The following is a 22,623-nucleotide window of genomic DNA, read 5'->3' as shown; positions in this document are numbered from 1 at the left end:
CCTATTTCACCCCTCTGACTTTGTGCAATACGAATAACAACAACGTAACACCTGTTGCCAGAGTAATGCCAAAGTAACTTAACATTCTTCCGGAATAATCAAGCTCATAAGTGTTTTTAGGCAAACCACTAATGAAAAAAATAATAGGGGCGAGTAAGAAAACAAGTTTTTCCTTTTTCGCGTTTTTAAAAACAGATTGGAATACGATTACAGCAAGATCATATGTCATAACGGTTGTGTTAAAGATTGCCATTGTCCACACGACGAAAAATAACGAGTCAAACCGATTAAAAAATCCACCTGGTAGTTCAATTGCCCTTGCAAGTTCGATCACGGGAAACATTAAATTGGAAGTGGTGATATTCCCAAATACCAGAAGCGTCATCGTGAAAATGATGAGATGAAGTAGAATCACGAGTATTACACCATACATTGCCATTTTGGGTGTTTTTTTTGGTGAGCGGATTAGTGAAACATAAAATAAAACATAGCCAAATACCCCAAAGCCGCCGATCGTTGAAATGCTTCGTAGGGTAGCAAAAGAATAGCCGTTCAGATCCGTTTGAAAAAAGGGATAAGCATTAGTAGCATCTGTAAATCCAAGTGAAAATACGGCAAGTATGAATATAGCTACAAGAATGACTGGGAAAAAAAGTGCATTTAGGCGAAAAATAGCTACGCGAGACCCTGCCACCGCATAAATAACTACTAATAAAAAAGCTAGCCCAATCACTTCGATTGGTGTTCGATTAAATAAATATAAATGTGATATTTCAGCAATGGCTCTTACTTCAAAGCAAGTAATCAAAATACCGTGCAAGGCAAAAAGTAAAGCAAGTGCTACCGCGATGGGTTTGGATACCAGTTTAGATGCATAAGTGACAAAAGACTGCCCAGGAAAGTGAATGGCAAGACTTACTCCTAGCCATGTGAGGAGGATCGTAATTACGCCGCCTAATAAAATAGTATAAATGGCATCCAAACCGATTGTTGGCTCTGCCAAGACTCTGGGCATATAAAGAAAACCAATCGCAATAACGACAGAAGGGATTGCAATCATAATATCCAGATCTTGTATTGTTTCATTGCTTTGCTTTAACTTATTCATTAGAAGGATCCCTCTTTGTTTTATCCATTGTTTTTAAGTAGCTTGGACGTTTCGTAAGCATCATAATTGGTGCCCGAATGATCATTTCCTTCCAATCTTTTAATAATAACGGGCCAAATGGAGTTGAATAAGGAACACCAAAACTTTTGAGATTAACAAGATGTATATTGATCATGATATAGACAAGTATGATTCCATAAAGACCGAGCGTAGCAGCGGCGATCATGAATGTGAAACGTATGAGGCGGAAACTAATCGCCATACTATATTGAGGTGTGGCAAACGATGCAATGGCAGTAAGGGCAGTAATAATGACTAAAAACGGACTAACGATCCCCGCACTAACAGCAGATTCACCGATTACTAGCCCACCAACAATTCCGATCGTTGCACCAATAATTTTTGGAAGCCTCACACCTGCCTCATGTAAAATTTCAAAGGTGATCGCCATCAACATCGCTTCTATAAATGCAGGAAAAGGCACACCCTCTCGCGAAGCCGCGATGGAAAATAAGAGTTTAGCAGGCAACATTTCTGGGTGGAAGGATATGAGCGCAATATACACACTAGGCAAAAAAATCGCAATAAATGCTGATAAAAAGCGCAATAAGCGTAAAGACGTTCCAACAATCCATCGTTGACTGTTATCTTCCAAGGAGTGCAATGTTTCGACTAACGTCATCGGTGCTATTAAAACAAACGGCGTACCATCCACTAGAATAACGACTTTTCCTTTTAAAAGGGCATCGACCGCCCGATCAGGACGTTCTGTATCACCTAGTTGAGGAAAAGGAGATAAAAAACTATCTTGGATCCAATGTTCAACCTCGCCTGAGCCTACGGCATATTCCGTATCAATTGATTGAAGCCTTCGATTGATTTCTTGAACTAGATCGGGATTCACAATCCCATCAATATAACTAACTACAAGCTTTTGTTTCGAACGGCGACCAATTTCATGTGTTTTAAAACGGAGATTAGGGTCTTTAATATCTTGGCGGATTAATGATACATTTGTTCCGATATTCTCAATAAAACCTGCTCTTGGACCACGAATTAACCGTTCCGATTGCGGCTCTTCAATTGCGCGATGTTCTCCACCTGCGGTTCCCATAAGTAATACAGTGTCTGTCTGATCGATGTAGAGGGCAGTGCTTCCGGATAAGATGGCAAGGGAGACGTCATCTAATGTTTTGACTTTCTTTATATCCGATATCGCAATAATTTCTTGATAGAAATAATCTGACAAGTCTATGTCGGCCTCTGGTTCTTTTTCTAGGATTGTTTTTAGGATATTATCTTGAACTAATTTGTGATCAACCATTCCTTTTATATAAACAATTGCTGCTTTTTGGTGGTCTGTACCAATCGACAATTCACGAACAATAAGATCATCAGGCTCATCAAGCATCTTTTTCACACTGTCTACATTCTCGTCAAGATTGGTACCAATCTTGATTTGAAATGAAGCATTATGTTTAGGTGTTGTTGCGTTCTTTTTTTTATTTTGTGACCTAGCATACCTCTTCATAATTTCTCCTCGGGTATATTGTTATTATCTCCATTCTTTTCCTATATCGTGTTTTTTATACGACTGTGGACAAGAGAACCGTCCCTCTGTTTCCACCTCTGTTTCCAATGAAGCTATTGATTAGGTGCCACGTTAGGTCACCCTTCAGTGCTTGTATGATCTTTTCTATTGTTATGAGAATAAAATAAATCCGTTTCCTTGCGCTCTTTTACTGTGCTTTAAGGAGACAGTGGATTGAATTAATTGTGTATACAGTTCAGGTTCTGTTAGCGTTCTCCCCAACTCTTTTTCCAGTTGTTCGATCATAATTGCGGCAGCTCCTGCCACGTGGGGAGTAGCCATCGATGTGCCAGATAGCGATGCATACTTTCCGTTTAGATAGGTTGATCGTACATCCACTCCTGGAGCAACGAGGTCAATCTCGTCATTTGAATTCGTAAAAGGAGCCATATTCCCTTTATGATCGACTGCACCTACTTGCACCACTTCTTGATAATGACCTGGGTATAACCTTTCCGTTGTATGAATATTATCATCACCATCATTTCCGGCAGCGCAAACAACCAACATATCATTGGCTACTGCTTTTCGGACAGCTTGATGAAGTTTTGGGTGATTCTCTTTTGACCCAAAGGATATGGAAAGAACCCGTATTTTCTCACCGTTATTACCTCGCCATCTGATTGCATAGTGGATCGCATTAATAATGCTTTCCGTCTCTCCATACCCCTTTGCATCAAAGGCCTTCAAAACGAATACTTGTGCGTGAGGAGCTACACCAGAGACGCCAAGACCATTCACCGTAGCGGCAATGGTTCCAGCTACATGTGTACCGTGTCCATTTTGATCATTAAAATCTAGAAAGTTAGATTTATTCTCTGATGAAAAATTTCTTCCGCCAATAATTCTATTTTTTAGATCAGGATGTTTCCGATCACAACCTGTATCAATGACCCCAACAACACCTCTGCCTGTATAGCCTTCTTTCCACTTTTTCGGTGCTCGCATCATTTTAATAGCCGTAGGGATTTCATTCGTTTTAGCAAACGCTTGCTGTACTTTAAATGGAATTAATTGTACTTGTACCATGATTCTCCTCCTTATTACTAATAGACAATTCAACAAGGAGAAAAAAGTGTACGATTATATGTCCTTTTTCAAAAATGTATAGATACCCATCATTTTTAGCAGATAAATAAAAAATTCCTGTACAGGTTCCAATTGTACAGGAATTATTTAACTTTTCTTAGCAGTAATTAGCAGCACCGACGATAATTAATAAGATAAACAGTACCACAATTAAAACAAATGTGTTCTGTGTGCGCCCAGGAGGACAATAGCCATAACTAGGCATCATATATTGTGGCATGTATGGTTGGCTAGCAACCATAGTAGGTGCAGCGTTTACGTTTGCTCCAACATTAGGAGCTGCATTTACATTTGCATACATGTTAACACATCCTTTTAAGCTTGATCACTATACTATATTCACCTAATTTGTAACTGAGCCCGTCAATAGGAAGAATGGGCGAATATGACAAACCCAATTTTATGATGTTTTAACTAGAAATCATTTTTTGTAGGTAGGAAATATATCGTTTACATGAAATGGAGCTTTTATTATGGTGTACGACAATTGGAATAAAAGCGTTGTTGATCGTTCTTGTCATTGATATAGACTCAGAAGAAATTCTTGTAACTAGATTGGTTACATATGCAGTTCGATCACTACCTGGGCTTCTGTTTTGATTAAGAATATCAATAATTTCTTTATGGCTCTTTATTCCAAATCCATGACTATAAAACTGCCCACTAGTTAAAGCGACAGCATTTAATCCTCTAAACCAGGGAGTACTTGGATTATAGTCAGGGTTTTTAATATAGACAACATCACTAGGTATATAATGATCGGAATAAAAAGTGTATAGACCGAGATTAGGTTCCGTATGCCAACTGTATAAATAGAGTTGTGGAAACAATTCATTAAATTTTTCCTCCCCTATACGATGCAATAAGGCATGGTAGAAGATGATGACACATGCTGTTGCGCATTCAAATGCATAGAGGAAGCTATTGTTGAAAATATCTAGAATGGCTTGAGAAGGTTTTCTATTCGGATGTAATTGGAATCCACCTTGTGCTGTTAAATACCAGTAATCGGGGTTGCAACGAGCATATTCGAAAATGGTGAATACGGCCTGACTTTGATTCATTTTTTCTGCACTTTCTATCATGTTCTTTCTAACGTTAATATCAAACAAAAATGCATCCATGGAAGGAAAGGAATAAAGGCCAGGAGAGTTATGCATTTTTTCGATAATTATTCTTTCCATACTTCCCAAGTTCCACGAGTCCGTCATTTCAAGGGGCTTCCCAGATACTTGTATCATCTCATTCTCCGTTCTACACTAAAAATTTTGTTATTCATACTTAACCTATTCACAATACAAACTAAAAATGTGCTCCTGATGGAAACATGGGGACGGTTCTTGTGTTCACAAATTAACATAAGTGGAAAAAGGAAAAAGCGTACAACCGAGGCTGTACGCTTTTTTTACTAAACTTCGACTGTTTCTGTAACTTCTTTTTGCTCTCTTCTTCTTGCAATAACTGTTCTTAGGTAAGGTAAAACATATCTGTCTGCGCCAAATTTACCAGCGTTCGCTCCAGCAACAAGGATGACTGTACCGATTAAAATGTCAGTTGGGTTGTGAGATACTGTTCCAGCTAGTAAGAAAGAGAAGTTCATTACCATTCCGAAGAAGGCTGCTGCTGTTGTGAAACAGCCAAGCATTAAACCAAGTCCTACTAATACTTCACCCCAAGGAACAAGGATGTTGAAAAGATCTGCATTTGGAATTGCAAAAGCTTGTAAGAAGTCTACATACCATCCATAAACAATCCCATCTGGACCTGCGACTGGGTTAGCCACTGCGCCTTGTAAAAATCCTGTTGCATCAAATCCACCAGTAACTTTTCCTAAACCTGCTGTAAACCACATATAGCCAAGATAAATTCGAATGATTGCCAACACACCAGCTACAACGTTATTTTTTCTTAATAATTCAAACATGTCGATCACTCCTAATATTTTATCATGTTCATCATTTCACATTTGGTTTTTCAAGAATTCTTGTTTGTGTCTTTCTATGTTTTTATATTAACACGTATAATAAGTATAGAAAATAAGTTTGTGCAATACTTCACATTTAAGAAACAAAGTTATGACAAATGCGTGAAGGTTGATATTTAGTGTTGACAATAGAACAGAAGAGTGGGAAATGATCATGTTAAAGGTGGTATGTGTCGCAATGCTCAAATGGTTAAACAAACGTTTGATCAAAAACATGTCAAAAGGCGCATGCGTTTCGATGCATCAAAAAAGAGGGTAGCACCTATATTAGTAGCTAACCCTCTTGATTATACTGAATTTCCATAGAAAACGTCGATTATTTCCCGTCCCGTATATGCAACAGCTTCTGCTTTAACTCATTTTCCATCGAGCTAATCTCTTGTTCTGCTTCTATACGTTTTCTTCTACCATCGTCTTGAATCTGTAATACTTCTTCAAGCGTAGAAACTAAATGCTCTTGCGTTTTCTTCAAGGTATCAATATCGACAAGGCCACGCTCATTTAGTTTAGCAGTCTCAATCGTATTCGTTTTTAGCATTTCTGCATTTTTTAACAATAGGTCATTCGTAGTTTGGGATACTTGCTTTTGCGCCTCCACTGCATGCTTCTGTCGGAACATGGTTAGCGCAATGGCAACTTGATTTTTCCATAATGGAATGGCTGTTAAAATAGAAGATTGAATCTTTTCCACAAGCACCTGGTTTGTACTTTGAATTAATCTAATTTGCGGTGCACTTTGCACGGTGATTTGGCGACTTAACTTCAAATCATGCAATCGTTTTTCTAATCGGTCCGCAAATTGAAGCATATCATTAACCTCTTGATATTTCATTTGATCATTCGTAGCTTCTGCTTCTTTCCTCAATGCCGGTAACTCCTTTTGCTCGATTTCTTCAAGCTTGAGTTCTCCGGCAGCGATGTAGACGTTAAGCCCTTTGAAATATTCTTTATTATTTTCATAGAGTTTTTCCAACATCGTGATATCAGATAAAAGTACATCTTTATTTTGCTCTAATCTCACGCTTATTCGATCAATTTGTGCACCTGTTTTTTGGTATTTAGAGATGATCTCGTTCACGGATCCAGAAAGCTTACCGAACAAACGCTTGATAACATTTTGTTTTTCAGACTTCAAATCATCAGGGTTCATGTCGTTAAATTTTTTCATTAAGTCACTAATTACTTGTCCAACTTCCCCAACATCTTTCTTTTGGACATGCTCAAGCATCGTGTGGGAGAATGCCAATAACTTTGTTTGTGCCTGTGTCCCGTAAGAAATGATCGCTTCGTGGTTTTTTGGATCAATTTGTATAGCAAGCATTTTGGCCTTTTCTTGATCTTCCTCTGGCAAAACATCGATAAGGCGTGGTGATTTCGTTTCCACTATTTGCGTTTCTGATACGCTTTCCCGATCTCCAAATGGTTTAGCCAATAAATCATCCATTAAATCAAGATCACCATTGTTGATCGTATCTTTGTTATTATTCACTATCATCCAACCTTTCCTTTAGGAATGTACTATTTATGTGGATTTGTCGTGTGCTTCGCATAATCTAATTCAAAATGCAGCTGCTCAAGGTCACCTGAAAGAATATGATAAAGGTCATTTTCGATCGTCGTTTTCATTTCTTTAATCGTATGACGTGTTTCAGAAAGAGCTTTCTCCATTTCACTATTCTTCTTTGGTTGAGACGAAAGCAACACATATTTTTCTGTTAGTTCTACTGCTGAATCCAAATGGGAAAAATAGAATTTCTCACCTTGATAGAACCGCTTTGGCTCTTTCTTTGTTACTTGATAAATCTTCCTAACAGTACGTAACATATCAAAAACTTCTTTTAAAAAAGCAAATTGGCGAATAGAAAATAGTGCTTTTTGCATGCGGCGTATTTTGCGATTTGCTTCCTCTAAATTTTTGCGAATATAGCGATATTCTCTCATTTTTAATTGATTCTTTTTCAACGTACGGAAATAAATAGATGCCGATAAAAGTCCATAAGTTAGGCCTGCGCCTAGTAAAGCTATAGCTGATGCATGCCAATAAGGTAAATCGTAAGCAAAAAAGCTAACCAACCAAATGGTAGACTTCACAGGAATTGCGATCATGATTCGAACGACTACGGTTAGAAACTTGTACATCTATATCGACTCCTAACTTTAAATCTACATATATCTACATGTATTTACGTTTTAAAGGGAACAAAGGTTTCAGTTCTTATTAGGACAAGTATAACAAATGGAGAGGTAATGCATACAGCGGGTGCATGAAGTTGTTTGAGAAGGATGGATTATAGCTTATCTCCCAATTAAATATTTTACTTTCATGTGGGAATAGTAGCGGGTAGGAGGTGTTAGCGGATGGCAAAACAAAATAAAAATGTGGATATAGCAAACGAAGACGCAGCCGCAGCCGCACGTAAAAGCGCATCGATAGACAAGGAAGTGGATAAGCGACATAACGAAAATGCCCGGGCGTCTGCTGCGCTTGATTCCGATTCTCCAAGAATTGATACAGATCATCTATAAAAGGAACCCCAATTGCTAGCGCACTAACAATTGGGGTTCCTTTTTAATGAAGCGTAACGTTTTTAATCGCGCATTGCTCCAGCCTCGCGGGAAGTCATCGCACCGTCTCCGTTTTTCACATCTTTTTGGATTTGTTGTTTTACTTTTTGAGGATCCGTCCCCGCGAATCCAGGCTGCATAAATGATTTGGTATTAGCTTCTCTTTTCTTGGTCATCTAAATCCTCCTTTTTGTTGCGTGTGTTATTATTTACGCAGGCAGGGCTACCTATCCAATTACGAAAAATTTTTACATTATATGGGAAGGTATCTGTTTTTAAGCTATACTGAAAGGGAACAAATCAACACAAGGGGAGTCCTTCGTATGAAAAAAACGATAATCACAATATCTATCACAATTCTTATTGGTTTGGTCATCTCCATCATCTATAACCAAAATCCAATTGATATCAAACCACCACATTTAACCCACACCATTGACCAAGAAAATGCACCGCAACAAGAACCACAACCCGAAGTGTTACAACCAGTAAATAACAACGAGTTAAGTTATACGTTACAAAATGATGAGGTTAACATTACCTACAATGGCGGTAATGACTGGATCAAAGTCCCAATTGTAAAGGATGCATTATTTGCTGGAGAGTATCAGGGAAACAAACAACAATTAATCAGTGATAGCTATGTACTCACTGAAGCGCGTGCTGCATTCTTATATCAAGGCGGTGATGTATTAGTGAAGTACACGCTTGATCAAGGAGAAACGTGGCAGGACAGTGTAATTTTCGAAAGCTTTCATGGGCTACGTTTTAGAAAAATAGACTTCATCGATGATCAATTTGGCTATGCTATTCTTTCTGGCGGACGAACGATGTCATCTGAATATTCGAATGCCTTTCTAACGCATGACGGTGGGGCAACATGGGAAGCAACTGCAGAAGCCGGAAGCATGCGTTTAATTGCAGATGGAGGTTTTGTAGATGCGAATACAGGATTTTTATCCTATGGAACAATTAATCCCGAAGAACCAGATGTGTATGTGACAACAGATGGCGGAAAGTCATGGCGTCATGCGGTGTTCCAGATCCCGAGTCAGTATGAGCGTGTCTTTGTCCAAGCGGAAACACCAGTGAAAGAGGGCGATCACTTAGCGGTTTTGTTGAACCAAGGCCCAACAGGTGATTATCAAGGTGGAAAAGTAAAAGGGAAGTTCATTTCAAAGGACAACGGATTAACATGGGAATTTTCCGAGGAGGTTGAACCAAATGAAACAGAGCAAGGTTAAGTGGACGAAGAGTGTTGGTTGGCTGCTGTTCTTAATGGCAATTGGCTTCTTTTGTTTGCAAATTGGCTATTTAATTATCCAGCCAAGATATCAAGTGGAGTATATTGATAATCGAATTTTCTATGTCATTAATATGCTCAGTATCATTTGCTTATATATGGCGCTTCTGTTTTTGTTAACATGGAAAAAAATTTGGACAGTAGTGGTTACAACTATGGTGACGCTTTTCATTATTGTAAATGTTGTACTTCTGGTTGAGCGTAATAAGGAAGTTAAAAATATCTCGAGCATATCACCTAACTTACAGCAGATTTTTGCAATCAAACAAGACACGGAGACAGGAGAGGCGATGTACTATAGGTCATACTACGGTATTCTCAGTCGTCCAAAAGATCGATTGGAGCCGGAGATCGCAGGCGATTATAAAATTGAATGGTTGGCAAATGATATTGCGGCCTTTACTTATGAAGCGGAAGACCAAACGATCCAACAATTCATTGGTACATATGGTGATCGGCAAGAAGATAGCATGTCTTATTATTATGTAGCTTCTCAAATCCGAGGGAAATGGGGAGCGGATAACGCTCAGGTAGAAAGGCAAAACAATGGAATTGCCATTACAGTAGACGATCAAACGGAGTTGTTTGGATGGGACAATGTCGAACAGTTCGGTACACTTGCAATTGTTTTGAAAAAAAACAATGAAGCCGTTTGGGCGATAAGTTTAGATGAAAATTTTGTTGCCAACTCAGAGGAAATTGAACCGACTGTAGGGAATATTAGTTTGTACAAGGCAACGATGGAAGAGAATGATCCGATTGTATTGGCGTATCAGGGTGGAGCGTTTTAGAGTGCTTTTCTAGGAAGGTGTGCGATGAAAATAAAACCGTTATTGTTGATAATCCTTACGGTGGTTGCAATTGTATATGCACTAATAGATATCATTTATCAAATTCAAAGTGGCAATTTTCCTAGGGTAACTACGATTATTTTATTCCTATATGCAACGTTCATTTGCTGCATTTTCTTTTCAAAAAAGAAGGTGAGATGAGAAGCGTAAGCATAATATAGAGTACATGTAACTTGGTATTTTGAAAGGGGATGTCAGATTGGATTTTATTCTTTTTGGTTTGTTTGCTCTCATGGGTGGGTGTTTATTGATTGGTTTGTCTAGGAAAGAAAAGAAATGGATTGGTGGAATCGGTGGATTAATGGCGCTTGTGTTTATCGTTGTTAGTCAAATCATTAAGCTACAAACCGGATTTTATGGAGAGTGGAGTCAGGAGGTATCTGAGACTGTTGGTCAATGGGTTGTTCCTTGTTTCCTTGTTTTAGGAATTTATTTACTTGGGATGATTAATTACCGATGGATTAAAGCGGCGCTCAATAAGGAATTATGGGTGAAATGGTTACTACTGGGTTTAGATATTCTATTTAGTCTGGTGTACATTTGGTTTGGCGGTTTTGTGTTATTTATTGTAGCATTTACGTATTTTCCGTTCGCTCCTTAAAGGTAGGGGTTTTTTATTGAGGAAGGCGTGATAGATCAAGGATTGCGAGTTCTCATAATTGGTAAAATTAGTGCACCACATTAGCAAAAAGTTCATACATAAATGACCTCTTGGAGGAGAGTATAAATGTGTACCTGAAAAACCAAGGAGGTTGCTATAGTGATAAATCAAAATCAGATGCAAGGCAATCAGCAAATGCCTCAAAATATGGTGAACCAAGCTATTAATCATAATCATGGTGCGCACGAAATCCTTGACTCACATGAGTTAATCGGTTGTTTAATCGGTACGTTAGAGCACTATGAGATTTATGATCAAAATATCCAGGACCAAGAACTTAAAGGGATTCTTCAACGTCAAAAAGCTTTCATGACACAAATGTATAATACCGTTGTAGAAAGCTTCAGTACGGGACAAGATCCGACTGTGCCAACGCAGCAATATAAAATGCAGCAAAGCAATGAGGTCACGTATGGATTAAAAGCTGGGCAACCAAAAAAGCCGAAGCAGTCTGTGAGTGAGCTTACCGATGAATGTTATTCTTCATTTATGTTAAGTCAAACAAAAGCAGCCACTTCGACGCTTGCGATGGCAGCAGCTGAGATGAACAACCCAGTCTTGCGTCGTGTTATTGCGGACAGCGTTCCGAATATGATTGAAATGAGCTATGAGCTATTCCTATATCAAAACAAAAATGGTTATTATCAGGTGCCACAACTAAAAGATCAAGACATGAATATTATGCTACAAGCTTATACAAAGGCTCCACAGCAGGGCATGCATTAAGTTTGGAAACAGAGGGACGGTTCTTGTGTTCACAAGAACCGTTCCCTTTTTCTGTTTTTTTACATATGTAGGTTAAAACAAAGTGACACGGCTACGAGCCCAATTTTTGTATGAATGTACTACTGCCCACGCAAAATGGGTGAAGCGCCATAGTATAGTTATTGAACAGCTTAAGGAAAGCTTAGAAACATCGACAGAGAAAATCGGTATGTATTTTCAAGGAGGTGTAGATGAGATGCACAACAGTTTTGCATTGATTGTCGTGTTATTCATCTTGTTAATCATTGTGGGGACTTCTTACGTTGTCTAAAATATGGTAATGAGATAGGGAGGTCACAGTTGCTGTGGCCTCTTTTTGGCGTTGTTAAACGTATGGAAATGGAAACGCAAGAACCGTCCCCATGTTTCCGTTTTTTTAAAGAATAACTTTTGAAAATGTGGGGATTCTAATTATTGTAGGAAGGAAAAAAGAAATAAATGAGGTGTCGGTGAAAAATAACTTGGATGAACTTTAACTAATTAAGTTAAGGCACGAATCACAAATCTTCATGTAAAAATGAGGTGTTGGTGTTCGACAAACAAGTGAATGTAGTAGTTAGTCATTAGTGAATCCTTTATAATGAGGTGTTACGAATGCACAATACTACAGAATGTTCTAAGTAACTCACCAAACGTATTTCAAACCTTCCTGCATAAGACAGGGGCTAATCGTGCCCTTGTCTTTTTCTATTTCGTAAATCATTATATTGTCATTATTAAAATTCCCTTCAAATTTCTGTTTCAATAATTTCCCCTTTTTCTGTCATATAACTAAGTGCTACTGTCCCGTGTTCTATTTTTTCTTCGTTTTTTAAATAAGAAATGAAATCGTTTAATTTTTCTTCATCATGTTCGCTATGCTCTCGCGACACCATTATATTGATGTGTGGTTTTACACTGTCACCATTTTCTTTATAACTACCGGCACGCTCAGGGTCAATCCCTAAATTCTTTCCAATTCCACGTCCGATAGAAGCATGATAGATGTGCATTTGGGGGAAATGGTCATTCAGATAATTTCTAGTATTGTTTTCAAGTTCCTTTGTCCATTTTTCAGCAACGTAACTATCTACTAATGTGCCTGTTGTACTAAGACGGTAAATTAAGAAATTCACACCATTCTTTGTATTACGAACTTTTGCAGCATATTCGAATTCAAAGTTTCCCATGTTATCGTATAGTGCATCGTACACTTCATAGCCTTCACTAAAATGGTCATGTAAATATTGATTTGCATCGTTTATGATTTCTTCTTCTTTTGCACTATCTGGAGCCATCTCTATCTTGAAAATGATCACTAGGATAACAACTCCTGCAATTACAACACCAACGATACCGAGCAATACTTTTAACAAGTTATTCAAAACATCACTCCCCTTACTATATTGGCGTGACAACAAAACACTGCAACATAACTGCCTTTTCGTAAAACGTTACTCTCTCCGATTTTAACACAAATTTCCAATGCGTTTGGTAACAATATAGAATTATTAGATTCGGAATACTAAATACATAAAATTAACATTCTCCTTCGTCAACCGGACCGGTTTTCCTATATTGATTAACTTCATCATATGTTAAGCTTATAAAGGAATTATGAAATGTAATGGGGATGGGGAGGATTGTTCATGGATCATAAGCAGATTACATATGCAGTGGAAGCAAATAATCTCGTTAAAACTTTTGGTAAGGAACGTGCTGTTGATGGGATTAGCTTGAATGTACCAAAAGGGATTGTGTACGGATTTCTTGGACCAAATGGTGCTGGGAAAACTACTACAATTCGAATGTTGGCAACCTTATTACAACCGAGTGAAGGGCATGCGAAGGTGATGGGGTATGACCTTGTTCAGGAAGCAGATTCTGTCAGACAGTCGATTAGCTTGACTGGACAATTTGCGTCTGTGGATGAGGAACTGTCTGGTAGGGAAAATTTAATTTTTATTGGCAGATTGGTCGGATTTTCGAAAAAGGATGCGAAGACAAGAGCAGATGAATTACTAAAAGCGTTTAAATTGGAAGATGCAGCGAAACGTCAGGTTAAAAAATACTCCGGTGGTATGCGTCGAAGAATTGACATTGCAGCCAGTATCGTCACCTCACCAGACCTTCTTTTCTTAGATGAACCTACAACAGGACTAGACCCAAGAAGCCGTAATCAAGTATGGGATATTGTCCGTGCACTCGTAAAAAATGGCACAACCGTATTTTTAACTACCCAATATTTAGAAGAAGCTGATCAACTTGCGGATTTAATCGGTGTGATTGATCAAGGAAAACTAATCGCAGAAGGCACGAGTAAAGAGTTAAAAGCATCAATCGGAGCGGGTAGCCTAACCGTGCACTTTGATGATGTAACAGAATTAGAGAAAGCGAAAGAAATTTTTGAACAACAACTAAACCATTTTGCTGAAGCAAATTTACGGGAGATATCTTTAACCGTTCCTATAAAGGAACACGCTAAGGCTGCTAAAGCGATTGGGGAGTTAGCGAATAATGATGTGCAGATTAAGGACTTTTCCATGAGTCAGCCGAGTTTAGATGAAGTTTTTCTAACCTTAACCGGAAAATTACCAGAGAGTGAAGGGGATGAATTACATGAGCAATCATGAAGAGGCGTTTGAAAATGCTATAACAGTGAAGAAACGTCCAAAAAAGCCGAGCGCCCTTAGTGCCGCTTCAACCTTTGCGTGGCGAGCATTATTGAGGATTCGTTACGTCCCAGAGCAACTATTTGATGTGACCGTGTTTCCGATTATCTTCCTACTCATGTTTACGTATTTATTTGGCGGAGCCATCTCGGGATCAACGGGGGAATATTTAGATTTTGTGTTACCCGGTATTCTCGTCATGACTGTGGCGATGATCACGATGTACACGGGGCTCGACTTAAATAAAGATATTGAAAAAGGTGTGTTTGACAGGTTTCGGTCTTTACCAATATGGCGCCCGGCAGTACTTGTAGGTGCGCTTAGTGTTGATGCCGTTCGTTATTTGATCGCTTCAACAATCATGATTACATTGGGTTATATTTTAGGCTTTAGACCAGAAGCAGGGTTTGGCGGCGTTGTTTTAGGTGTTGCATTATTACTCTTCTTCTCCTTTAGTCTATCTTGGATCTGGACCATGCTTGGGATCATTGTACGTACGGAAAAGGCATTGATGGCCATGAGTATGATGATTTTATTTCCGCTAACCTTTCTAAGCAGTGTGTTCGTGGATCCAACTACCATGCCAAATTGGTTACAAAAATTTGTTGATATCAATCCAATTACATTTGTGGTCGATGCGGTTCGCGGTTTGATTCATGGAACAGATGCGATTGGTGATATCATGATGGTCATCTATATTTCGATTGGATTGATTTTAGTTTTTGGAACGTTGACGATGTACTTTTTTAAGAATAAAGAGTAGGGCTTTTCCCGTTTCGATGGAGAAACATAAAAAATAGCATACTAATTACCAGACCAAATCACATATGATTTGGTCTGTTCTTTTTTCCTTATATCAGTGATTTGATGTTAATACTTGAATAGACAGAAAAAACTACATTTCTCATAGTGGACAACCAAACATACGAGAATATTCTCGACTGAATATGACTGACGTTCGTAGGATATTGAATCTCGATAGCGGTAATGATAAACAAACTAGAAAAGGAAACTAAATAAGTCGACGTGAATGGGATCCAATATGTTCTTCTCCACAGTTCAGAATCAAATGTTTCATCTGATGTTAAAATGCGACAAAAAAGTAATATGAAACTGTAGTTAAAAGTTAAAAATGTGATAGTCATCCAAGCATTAGAAATACCATCAACATACCATAAGATAAATGCTTATTGAGGTGATTTATTTATGGTTAAAGTCCGAAAATATAGTGGATGCTGTCCAATATATCCGGTACCAAAGGCGAAAAAACAAAAATGCAAATGTCCACCTGGACCAAGAGGACCAGAAGGACCAGCAGGACCAACAGGACCAGCAGGACCAGCAGGACCAGCAGGACCAGCAGGACCAGCGGGACCAGCGGGGTCAACAGGACCAACAGGACCAGCGGGACCTCAAGGGGAAACCGGGGCTACTGGACCTCAAGGACCTGCTGGAGGAGTATTAGCGTTTGCAGATTTTTATGCTTTGATGCCTCCAGATAATGGAGCAACAGTTGCTGTCGGTGGAGATGTAGATTTTCCGCAAGATGGACCTATTAGTGCTAATGGGCTAATTGCCCGCACTAGTGCTGATACATTTAACTTGGCTGAAATTGGCACTTATCAGGTTTTGTTTCAAGTAAGTGTCACCGAAGCTGGTCAGTTAGTCTTAACTATCAATGATGTTGAACTACCCTATACGGTGGTCGGGCGAGCAACTGGAACTTCTCAGATAGTTGGAATAGCTCTTGTGACAACTTCAACCATCAATTCAATACTAACTGTCCGAAATCCTGCTGACAATTCCACAGCACTAACCATCACTCCTCTCGCTGGAGGAACTGAGCCTGTTTCAGCACACCTTGTTATCACGCGACTCGAATAAAATAACATGATGTAGTAGCGAGGTTATTTTGAGACCCCTAAGAAGTCTTTACTCTCGGAATAAATAAATTAATAAATAAATACAATTTTGCTTTGCTTATAACATAGTTTATTTGTTAATTAGATGTAATAGGCATTGAAAAAGGATCTTCATAATCGAGGATCCTTTTTTTATTGTTTATTAAATTGACGCACCCGTAATTTAAGACACGAGAAAGAATTTAACCCTTTACACAGTGCAAAGGTAGTGAAACAAAGCAGGATAAAATAATTGATCCAGAATGGTTAAGATTGTTTTAGATGTTATATAAATGGGGATGCCCCTTGCTAAAAATTAAAGAATTTTCCGAGAAATCATCTGAAACTGAATAATGACAGGTCTTTTTTGACCCATTGCAGCTGAGAATCATCCATAACAATTAGATTCTGAAGAAAAAGTAGATTTTTTGAAAGGGAGTGTATATGTTGATAGATGATAACATAAAAGGAAGAATTGAGCAGTTGATAAAAATGATGCCCAAGCGATGTTAAAAATTATTTATGGGTTTGTTGAAGCTGCAATGACGGGAAATGGTGTAGATGAAATGAAGTTAGACGTTTTAGACCGAATATCTAATTTTCAAAAAAGCATTCCAGATGTGAAAGAGTCAAATAATTAAGATAGTATATAGATTTTGTGAAAAAGTGTACTTAAAGTAACGGCACCCTTATCCTTAATCAGCATAAGATGTTATCCGTGTTATTCCATCCGTACATGATCATAGTACAATATAAAGAAATATTTCTGGAGGTGACTCGTGATGAAGTGGGAAGATGTGTGCCAAGCTTTTCCGGACCAATGGGTACTGATAGAAGCTATACAAGCACATACAAATGAGGAAAATGAGCGTATTTTAGATGAAATTGCCCCTTTGAAAAATTTTTCAAATTCTCCAGAGGCGATGAAAGCATATCAAGAAATTCATAGAGAAGACCCTAATCGGGAATTATATGTTCTTTATACTAACCGCAAGGAGCCTAAGATCATCGAGAAAAAATGGGTAGGTGTTAGGTGATAGTGGAAAAACTAATTTTAGATGAGGGTTTATTGCTGACGGATATGGAACTAACATTTAATGGACAATTGCTATCATTGGATTGGACTTATTGCAACAATTGAAAGCAGTCATAAATATAGACGAACTATCATTACAGTCAAATAGCTAAATGGTAAGTATTTTAGGTGTACTTCTTCTATACTTGCCGTTTTTTGTGTTATAGCTTATATGTAGAGATAATCAAATTTTGTGAAGGTATTCACTTAAAGTGACGGATAGCGAGCGCTCAATAAGACTAATCGCTTCTTATGCTAACCCAAAAGCTTAGGAGAAAGTAGTAAGAAGAGGTGTATAAGATATGAACCTTATTAAGTATTTAGGTGTACAGTTAATTCTATTTAGTGTAATTATCCTAGCTAGTTTTTACTTAGATCCTTACATTAACAAGCCATTTACATCTACCGACTTAATAGCAATAATTATCGGTATTACAATACTGGTTGTAGTTTTTAATTTTAATAAGTTGAAAAAAGGTCTAAAACCCATTCCTACATATAATAAGATTTTACTTTCTGTAATAGCATTTGTTATTGCAATAATTGTTATAGGCGTTTTAACTGGAGAAATGCAGTTTTAGCTTATTAAATAATGGAGAGCTTTAACACAACAAGAGGAACGTCATATTTAACGTGACGTTCTTTTCTTTTTGGAAAATAAAAGGAAGAGACGGGATGTTGTGATAAAATTTAATTATATTCAATTGTTCTTCAATAAACGAAGTAGTTATGTAACTTTTGCTAAGTTTTTATAAGAGGGGGCAAACATGATAAATCGAATCTTAGAAAAAATAATTTATTTTGGGTTCACAATATTTATCTTCGTGGTTTTATGGAAAATCACGGGTGAATTTTGGGAAGCTTTTGTACCATGGAATTACAAAACTGATCTATTAGGAATCTTTATAGTAGCACCACTACTAGTATTGGTTTCGTTTATTTTATCTAACTTGTCCTTTAAAGTCATAAAGGGTAGTAAAAAGTAAAAGTCCTTATTGCGATTATTTAAGACTTAGGAGGGCAAAAGTGAAGAAATGTGCAGCTTTAATTGGTATTATAATATTTTTTGGTGCGATGGTAGGTTGCTCTTCTGATGAAGATGAATTATACAAATTTATAGAATCATACAATGCGTATGCGGAGAAATCTACATCAGTAGCTTTGTTAGAAGAAGAATTAGACCCCAACGAAGATTGGAAACATCGTTTACATCAATCGGATGTTTATGCTATAAATGCCATTTATAATGAATATGAAGATATTATTTATGAAGTGGCTATAAAAGGTAAAAATTCAATTTTAAACTTAGATGGGGAAGGTTTTGAAAGTTCGCTTGTTATTGCCAAGGTACTAGGTCTGGATAGGGAGGTAATTTCAGAACACTATCAAAAGGCATTAGAGAAAGATAATGAAAAGAAGGATATCATATACACGGAAAATAATTATGATGTGAATTTTTATCATTCGACAGGAATTGGAACAAACGAATTGTATGTTTCATATAAGAAAAACAGTGACCAAAAACATGAACAAAAAATTACTAGAGTATCTACAAGAAATTTATTTATTTCTCATGTAAAAAATTTCGAACAATATATGTGGTTCCAGGACATTATTGTCGTTGGCACCGTCATTGAACAAGGTGAAAGCTATCACAAACTTAACCAGGATATCACGCCATCAACAATAAGACTTAATGAAACCTTAACTGGTAATGTAGACGAGACTTTTACAATAATACAAAGCGCATCGAAGGATGGAAAGGATACGTTTGTTCAACCTGGGGAACAGTATATTTTCTTTCTCAGACCAAAATCAACGATATTTAATGGACACTTCATTTCAAATAAGTGGAGAATTACGGATGGAAAGGTGAATGTTATTATACCAACAGATGTTAACAAAGTGAGTGGATTTGAAAGTGACGAATTAGATGCGATTTTGGATAGGATTCGAGATGGCTTAAAAAATAAGGAAAAACCAGAATATATGCAATGAGAAATCTTAAATTAGGTAACTTTATATTTATAGTAATACAAGATGTAAGGCATGTGACTTATTACACTTAAGCTAACGGGATGCTTATCTTCAAAAAGGAATTGCACCCTTGTTCTATTAATGGGCAGAAGCGTTGAAGAAGCATGGTAAAATAAAGAAAAAGAGTAGTAGAGTTTAAGAAGGTGTTTGTTAATTAGATGGTCTAATAACAACAGTATTTCACTAATATTTTTTCAAACATCATATCAGAATTCAAATACAAAGTATTTGTGCTAACGTAGTATGCATCGTCAGAAAAAACAGAGAATTATTACAGATAATAAGGAGTCTATATGATAAAAAACGTAAAGGATTGGAAAGACCCCACGCTGTTACTATCTTCTATGGGAATATCTAGTATCGGAGACTTTATCTATTTAGTTGCGATTAATATTATTGTATATCAAATAACGGGGTCGGCAACTGCTGTTGCAGGACTGTGGATAGTTGGTCCACTAACGAATATTATTACCAAGTTTTGGACTGGAAGTTTTATTGATTACCGTAGTAAGAGAAAAGTAATGATTGTAACATACATAATTAGAGCTGCTTTCATCTGCTTAATCCCACTCGCACCAAATATAACAGTTATATATGGGATTTTGGTTATCCTAAGTGTAGCAAAAGCATTCTTCCATCCATCATCAATGACATACGTTGCTATACTTGTTCCTAAAGCAAAAAGAAAGCAATTTAACTCTATTCGCTCTTTTACAACTTCGGGGGCATTTATTATTGGACCAGCAATCGGTGGCTCTCTTATTTTATTGACTTCTATTGAAGCAACATTGTGGCTAAATGCATTGTTCTTTCTGTTTTCGGCAATTTTACTATTTTTTCTACCAGAAAAAGAAAATATTAATAAAGATACAATTCCAACATTGACTTTTTCCCAAGTGGTACAGGATTTTTCAGTCGTTCAGAAGTTCATGTCCCAAAATAAATACGTATCTTTTACTTACCTTGGATTCATTATGGTTATGCTTTTCACCTTTGCTATGGATGCGCAAGAAGTTGTGTTTACGCAACAAGTTATAGGGCTTTCAGAGATGGAGTATAGTCTATTGATAAGTATAACTGGGGTTGGTTCTGTTATAGGTGCTATGTTGCTTTCCATTTTTTCAAAATTATTCTCGCTTAGATATATGATTGTCATCGGTATTGTCATGATGACGATAGGTTATGTAATCTATGCATTTTCATGGTCATTTCTGTCAATTGTGGTTGGATTTGTAATCTTAGGTTTCTTTAATGTGTTCTTAAATGCAGGAATAACGACTTTTTACCAAAACAATGTTCCAGTAGAAATTATGGGCAGAGTAACGAGTATTTATCAGTTAATACAAAGTGCTGCTCAAGTGATATTTATTCTTGTAGCAGGTTTTGCAGCGGATTTAATTTCATTACGGCTTACAATTATCACGATGGCACTTGTAATGCTATTCTTATCTATAATCTTTTCTTTTTCAGTATTGAAATCAAACAAAACAGTTTATTTTCGAGAAGACTACAACGATAAAGACAAACTAAGTGTTTAAGTGAAAAAAGTTAACCTAATTAAAGTGTAAGGTGTTTATTGCATGAAGGGATCAAGAGCTAAACAAGGAGTTGTAATTTGGAAGCTCCTATTGTGTTATAGAAGTAATTTACTCAAGAAATTAACGGGGGAGTGTACATGGATGTAAAAGTAGTATGGAATAACGAAGAACTATATGGTTGCGAGTATCTTAATTTAGGGAGTACAACTGAAAACCTCGTTGTTCAAAGTACAGTAATTTATGTAGACGAAAAAAACAGCGATGCTCATAAATTGAATTATATTGTTGAATTAAATAAACATTGGCTTACTAAGAAGTGTAGTATTAATGTTAATAACAATAATAGTCTAGAATTACATACTGATGGAGAAGGGAACTGGTTTAATAGTGATGGGGAATTAATTGACAGCCTCGAAGGTGCAATAGACATAGATATTTCAGCTACTCCTTTTTCCAACACTTTACCTATTAATAGAATTAATTGGAGTATTAATCAAATAGAACTCTTTCATATGGTATATATATCAATTCCTTCTTTAAAAATAAAAAAGGTACCCCAGTCTTATCAATACATTCGTATGGAAGGTGAATTAAGATACTTCAAATACCGTTGTTATGATTTTGAGACAATCATTTGTGTTGATTCTAGCGGGCTAGTTGTTAAGTATCCAGATACATTTAGTAGGGTACTATAATTCTGAATCTCTAATTCCATTTACTTAAATAGAATTTTGTAGACGTAAAGAAGCAGGTTCAAAATATATAAGGGGAAATTATTGTGATTACATTTGTTCCAAACACAATAGAGAAGATACAAATAGAAATGGATATTATGAATTCTAATCAAGAGTATAATAGTATTTCTAAAGCGAAAAAGATAGTAGAAGAGAGTGACATTTTAGAAGAGTATCATGAAAGCGAAGAATTAAATGTTATTCGCTTATTAATAAAGAATAATGAAAAATATATAGGTTTAGTTGACTATTGTTTAAATAATTCTGCTGATGAACGGACTTGGATTAGTCTTTTTGCAATCCATAAAAACGATCAAGGTAGTGGAATTGCTAAAAAAGTGTACCATGAATTTGAAAAGATAATTAGAGACAAAAAGAAAGATAGTATAAGACTTGCTGTGCATAAAAATAATAAGCAGGGCATTTACTTCTGGAATTCTGTAGGATTCGTGAAGTACAAAGAATTAGAATACAATGGCAAGCCACATTTTTGTTTAGAAAAAGAAATAACTGATTAATAAAATACGTGAACTAATATTAAGTTTTATCGAGATGAGGAATTAGTGTAACGCACTTATTCCTCATTTCATTGTAGTAGATGAAAAAAGCGTACAGCCATTCTGGCTATACGCTTTCCAATTAAACTTCCACCGTTTCCTTCACTTCTTGTTGCTTTCTTCTTCTTGCAACAACTGTTCTTAGGTAAGGTAACACATATCTGTCTGCGCCAAATTTACCAGCGTTCGCTCCAGCTACAAGGATCACTGTAC

27 protein-coding genes are annotated in these 22,623 nt (G+C 36.9%); 17 read left to right on the top strand and 10 right to left on the bottom strand.

Annotated features, from left to right (window positions below; translation table 11 throughout):
- Position 1: 1 nt before the first annotated feature.
- The 8 genes from NYQ66_RS11835 to NYQ66_RS11800 all read right to left on the bottom strand — a co-directional run bounded on the left by NYQ66_RS11835 (position 2) and on the right by NYQ66_RS11800 (position 7,911).
- Positions 2-1,108 carry a GerAB/ArcD/ProY family transporter gene (locus NYQ66_RS11835; protein ID WP_259869713.1) on the bottom strand — a complete coding sequence of 369 codons (1,107 nt, stop codon included), beginning with the start codon at positions 1,106-1,108 and terminating at the stop codon, positions 2-4.
- Positions 1,101-2,639 (bottom strand): spore germination protein, encoded by a 1,539-nt coding sequence (locus tag NYQ66_RS11830; protein ID WP_259869712.1) that lies wholly within the window; start codon positions 2,637-2,639, stop codon positions 1,101-1,103. The genes NYQ66_RS11835 and NYQ66_RS11830 overlap by 8 nt, the downstream gene beginning before the upstream one ends.
- A 171-nt stretch (positions 2,640-2,810) precedes the next feature.
- Positions 2,811-3,728 carry a S8 family peptidase gene (locus NYQ66_RS11825; RefSeq protein ID WP_259869710.1) on the bottom strand — a complete coding sequence of 306 codons (918 nt, stop codon included), beginning with the start codon at positions 3,726-3,728 and terminating at the stop codon, positions 2,811-2,813.
- A 157-nt stretch (positions 3,729-3,885) separates the two neighbouring features.
- Positions 3,886-4,089 (bottom strand): YjcZ family sporulation protein, encoded by a 204-nt coding sequence (locus NYQ66_RS21525; protein ID WP_407652077.1) that lies wholly within the window; start codon positions 4,087-4,089, stop codon positions 3,886-3,888.
- A 109-nt stretch (positions 4,090-4,198) separates the two neighbouring features.
- The gene (locus NYQ66_RS11815) at positions 4,199-5,029 is read right to left on the bottom strand and encodes a protein-glutamine gamma-glutamyltransferase (RefSeq protein ID WP_259869708.1); all 831 of its coding nucleotides are present in this window, start codon (positions 5,027-5,029) and stop codon (positions 4,199-4,201) included.
- 167 nt (positions 5,030-5,196) lie between these two features.
- A complete protein-coding gene (locus NYQ66_RS11810; protein ID WP_259869706.1) occupies positions 5,197-5,712 on the bottom strand; it encodes a DoxX family protein in 516 nt (171 codons plus the stop codon).
- A 376-nt stretch (positions 5,713-6,088) separates the two neighbouring features.
- On the bottom strand, positions 6,089-7,267 hold the full coding sequence (locus NYQ66_RS11805; RefSeq protein WP_407652076.1) for a toxic anion resistance protein: 1,179 nt from the start codon (positions 7,265-7,267) through the stop codon (positions 6,089-6,091).
- Between the two features lie 23 nt (positions 7,268-7,290).
- Positions 7,291-7,911 carry a 5-bromo-4-chloroindolyl phosphate hydrolysis family protein gene (locus tag NYQ66_RS11800; protein ID WP_259869703.1) on the bottom strand — a complete coding sequence of 207 codons (621 nt, stop codon included), beginning with the start codon at positions 7,909-7,911 and terminating at the stop codon, positions 7,291-7,293.
- Between the two features lie 219 nt (positions 7,912-8,130).
- On the opposite strand from NYQ66_RS11800, the gene NYQ66_RS11795 reads away from it, so the two are divergent.
- Positions 8,131-8,298: a hypothetical protein gene (locus tag NYQ66_RS11795; RefSeq protein WP_259869701.1), complete on the top strand. Its 168-nt coding sequence runs from the start codon at positions 8,131-8,133 to the stop codon at positions 8,296-8,298.
- A gap of 62 nt (positions 8,299-8,360) precedes the next feature.
- On the opposite strand, the gene NYQ66_RS11790 is transcribed toward NYQ66_RS11795, so the two are convergent.
- The gene (locus NYQ66_RS11790; RefSeq protein WP_259869699.1) at positions 8,361-8,513 is read right to left on the bottom strand and encodes a hypothetical protein; all 153 of its coding nucleotides are present in this window, start codon (positions 8,511-8,513) and stop codon (positions 8,361-8,363) included.
- A 147-nt stretch (positions 8,514-8,660) separates the two neighbouring features.
- Between NYQ66_RS11790 and NYQ66_RS11785 the strand changes: the two genes are divergently transcribed.
- The 5 genes from NYQ66_RS11785 (at position 8,661) to NYQ66_RS11765 (ending at position 12,188) form a co-directional block, all read left to right on the top strand.
- Positions 8,661-9,581, top strand: a complete 921-nt coding sequence (locus NYQ66_RS11785) for a WD40/YVTN/BNR-like repeat-containing protein (protein ID WP_259869698.1) — start codon at positions 8,661-8,663, stop codon at positions 9,579-9,581.
- Entirely contained in the window at positions 9,562-10,431 is an 870-nt protein-coding gene (locus NYQ66_RS11780) for a hypothetical protein (protein ID WP_259869695.1), read from the top strand. The genes NYQ66_RS11785 and NYQ66_RS11780 overlap by 20 nt, the downstream gene beginning before the upstream one ends.
- A gap of 259 nt (positions 10,432-10,690) precedes the next feature.
- Positions 10,691-11,092, top strand: coding sequence for a hypothetical protein (locus NYQ66_RS11775; RefSeq protein WP_259869693.1), 402 nt, complete (start codon positions 10,691-10,693; stop codon positions 11,090-11,092).
- Between the two features lie 159 nt (positions 11,093-11,251).
- Positions 11,252-11,878, top strand: a complete 627-nt coding sequence (locus NYQ66_RS11770) for a spore coat protein (protein WP_259869692.1) — start codon at positions 11,252-11,254, stop codon at positions 11,876-11,878.
- Between the two features lie 235 nt (positions 11,879-12,113).
- Entirely contained in the window at positions 12,114-12,188 is a 75-nt protein-coding gene (locus tag NYQ66_RS11765) for a YjcZ family sporulation protein (protein ID WP_259867957.1), read from the top strand.
- Positions 12,189-12,645: 457 nt separating this feature from the next.
- Here NYQ66_RS11765 and NYQ66_RS11760 read toward each other — a convergent pair whose 3' ends face one another.
- Positions 12,646-13,281 carry a hypothetical protein gene (locus NYQ66_RS11760; protein WP_259869690.1) on the bottom strand — a complete coding sequence of 212 codons (636 nt, stop codon included), beginning with the start codon at positions 13,279-13,281 and terminating at the stop codon, positions 12,646-12,648.
- 264 nt (positions 13,282-13,545) lie between these two features.
- On the opposite strand from NYQ66_RS11760, the gene NYQ66_RS11755 reads away from it, so the two are divergent.
- The 11 genes from NYQ66_RS11755 to NYQ66_RS11705 all read left to right on the top strand — a co-directional run bounded on the left by NYQ66_RS11755 (position 13,546) and on the right by NYQ66_RS11705 (position 22,371).
- On the top strand, positions 13,546-14,529 hold the full coding sequence (locus NYQ66_RS11755) for an ATP-binding cassette domain-containing protein (RefSeq protein ID WP_259869687.1): 984 nt from the start codon (positions 13,546-13,548) through the stop codon (positions 14,527-14,529).
- Entirely contained in the window at positions 14,516-15,331 is an 816-nt protein-coding gene (locus tag NYQ66_RS11750) for an ABC transporter permease (protein WP_259869684.1), read from the top strand. The genes NYQ66_RS11755 and NYQ66_RS11750 overlap by 14 nt, the downstream gene beginning before the upstream one ends.
- A 443-nt stretch (positions 15,332-15,774) precedes the next feature.
- Positions 15,775-16,452, top strand: coding sequence for a collagen-like protein (locus NYQ66_RS11745; RefSeq protein ID WP_259869681.1), 678 nt, complete (start codon positions 15,775-15,777; stop codon positions 16,450-16,452).
- A gap of 523 nt (positions 16,453-16,975) precedes the next feature.
- Positions 16,976-17,110: a hypothetical protein gene (locus NYQ66_RS11740; protein ID WP_259869679.1), complete on the top strand. Its 135-nt coding sequence runs from the start codon at positions 16,976-16,978 to the stop codon at positions 17,108-17,110.
- A 141-nt stretch (positions 17,111-17,251) separates the two neighbouring features.
- On the top strand, positions 17,252-17,506 hold the full coding sequence (locus NYQ66_RS11735) for a hypothetical protein (protein ID WP_259869676.1): 255 nt from the start codon (positions 17,252-17,254) through the stop codon (positions 17,504-17,506).
- Positions 17,507-17,846: 340 nt separating this feature from the next.
- Positions 17,847-18,125, top strand: a complete 279-nt coding sequence (locus NYQ66_RS11730) for a hypothetical protein (protein WP_259869673.1) — start codon at positions 17,847-17,849, stop codon at positions 18,123-18,125.
- Positions 18,126-18,311: 186 nt separating this feature from the next.
- A complete protein-coding gene (locus tag NYQ66_RS11725) occupies positions 18,312-18,530 on the top strand; it encodes a hypothetical protein (RefSeq protein ID WP_259869670.1) in 219 nt (72 codons plus the stop codon).
- Between the two features lie 40 nt (positions 18,531-18,570).
- On the top strand, positions 18,571-19,542 hold the full coding sequence (locus tag NYQ66_RS11720) for a hypothetical protein (RefSeq protein ID WP_259869667.1): 972 nt from the start codon (positions 18,571-18,573) through the stop codon (positions 19,540-19,542).
- Positions 19,543-19,874: 332 nt separating this feature from the next.
- Positions 19,875-21,119 (top strand): MFS transporter, encoded by a 1,245-nt coding sequence (locus NYQ66_RS11715; RefSeq protein ID WP_259869665.1) that lies wholly within the window; start codon positions 19,875-19,877, stop codon positions 21,117-21,119.
- A gap of 137 nt (positions 21,120-21,256) precedes the next feature.
- A complete protein-coding gene (locus NYQ66_RS11710; RefSeq protein WP_259869662.1) occupies positions 21,257-21,814 on the top strand; it encodes a putative glycolipid-binding domain-containing protein in 558 nt (185 codons plus the stop codon).
- Positions 21,815-21,897: 83 nt separating this feature from the next.
- A complete protein-coding gene (locus tag NYQ66_RS11705) occupies positions 21,898-22,371 on the top strand; it encodes a GNAT family N-acetyltransferase (protein WP_259869660.1) in 474 nt (157 codons plus the stop codon).
- Positions 22,372-22,623: the final 252 nt, after the last annotated feature.

Origin of the sequence: Aquibacillus koreensis, assembly GCF_025154055.1 — a bacterium.
In the GTDB taxonomy this organism is placed as follows: Bacteria; Bacillota; Bacilli; order Bacillales; family Amphibacillaceae; genus Aquibacillus_C; species Aquibacillus_C koreensis.
Note: the sequence above shows the minus strand (reverse complement) of the source record. Positions and strands in the feature narration are given on the sequence as shown.

Excerpts from the sequence above, each read along its gene's own strand:
- NYQ66_RS11835 (WP_259869713.1), bottom strand. The coding sequence starts at position 1,108 with ATGAATAAGTTAAAGCAAAGCAATGAAACAATACAAGATCTGGATATT.
- NYQ66_RS11830 (WP_259869712.1), bottom strand. The coding sequence starts at position 2,639 with ATGAAGAGGTATGCTAGGTCACAAAATAAAAAAAAGAACGCAACAACA.
- NYQ66_RS11825 (WP_259869710.1), bottom strand. The coding sequence starts at position 3,728 with ATGGTACAAGTACAATTAATTCCATTTAAAGTACAGCAAGCGTTTGCT.
- NYQ66_RS21525 (WP_407652077.1), bottom strand. The coding sequence starts at position 4,089 with ATGTATGCAAATGTAAATGCAGCTCCTAATGTTGGAGCAAACGTAAAC.
- NYQ66_RS11815 (WP_259869708.1), bottom strand. The coding sequence starts at position 5,029 with ATGATACAAGTATCTGGGAAGCCCCTTGAAATGACGGACTCGTGGAAC.
- NYQ66_RS11810 (WP_259869706.1), bottom strand. The coding sequence starts at position 5,712 with ATGTTTGAATTATTAAGAAAAAATAACGTTGTAGCTGGTGTGTTGGCA.
- NYQ66_RS11805 (WP_407652076.1), bottom strand. The coding sequence starts at position 7,267 with ATGATAGTGAATAATAACAAAGATACGATCAACAATGGTGATCTTGAT.
- NYQ66_RS11800 (WP_259869703.1), bottom strand. The coding sequence starts at position 7,911 with ATGTACAAGTTTCTAACCGTAGTCGTTCGAATCATGATCGCAATTCCT.
- NYQ66_RS11795 (WP_259869701.1), top strand. The coding sequence starts at position 8,131 with ATGGCAAAACAAAATAAAAATGTGGATATAGCAAACGAAGACGCAGCC.
- NYQ66_RS11790 (WP_259869699.1), bottom strand. The coding sequence starts at position 8,513 with ATGACCAAGAAAAGAGAAGCTAATACCAAATCATTTATGCAGCCTGGA.
- NYQ66_RS11785 (WP_259869698.1), top strand. The coding sequence starts at position 8,661 with ATGAAAAAAACGATAATCACAATATCTATCACAATTCTTATTGGTTTG.
- NYQ66_RS11780 (WP_259869695.1), top strand. The coding sequence starts at position 9,562 with ATGAAACAGAGCAAGGTTAAGTGGACGAAGAGTGTTGGTTGGCTGCTG.
- NYQ66_RS11755 (WP_259869687.1), top strand. The coding sequence starts at position 13,546 with ATGGATCATAAGCAGATTACATATGCAGTGGAAGCAAATAATCTCGTT.
- NYQ66_RS11750 (WP_259869684.1), top strand. The coding sequence starts at position 14,516 with ATGAGCAATCATGAAGAGGCGTTTGAAAATGCTATAACAGTGAAGAAA.
- NYQ66_RS11745 (WP_259869681.1), top strand. The coding sequence starts at position 15,775 with ATGGTTAAAGTCCGAAAATATAGTGGATGCTGTCCAATATATCCGGTA.
- NYQ66_RS11740 (WP_259869679.1), top strand. The coding sequence starts at position 16,976 with ATGTTAAAAATTATTTATGGGTTTGTTGAAGCTGCAATGACGGGAAAT.
- NYQ66_RS11735 (WP_259869676.1), top strand. The coding sequence starts at position 17,252 with ATGAAGTGGGAAGATGTGTGCCAAGCTTTTCCGGACCAATGGGTACTG.
- NYQ66_RS11730 (WP_259869673.1), top strand. The coding sequence starts at position 17,847 with ATGAACCTTATTAAGTATTTAGGTGTACAGTTAATTCTATTTAGTGTA.
- NYQ66_RS11725 (WP_259869670.1), top strand. The coding sequence starts at position 18,312 with ATGATAAATCGAATCTTAGAAAAAATAATTTATTTTGGGTTCACAATA.
- NYQ66_RS11715 (WP_259869665.1), top strand. The coding sequence starts at position 19,875 with ATGATAAAAAACGTAAAGGATTGGAAAGACCCCACGCTGTTACTATCT.
- NYQ66_RS11710 (WP_259869662.1), top strand. The coding sequence starts at position 21,257 with ATGGATGTAAAAGTAGTATGGAATAACGAAGAACTATATGGTTGCGAG.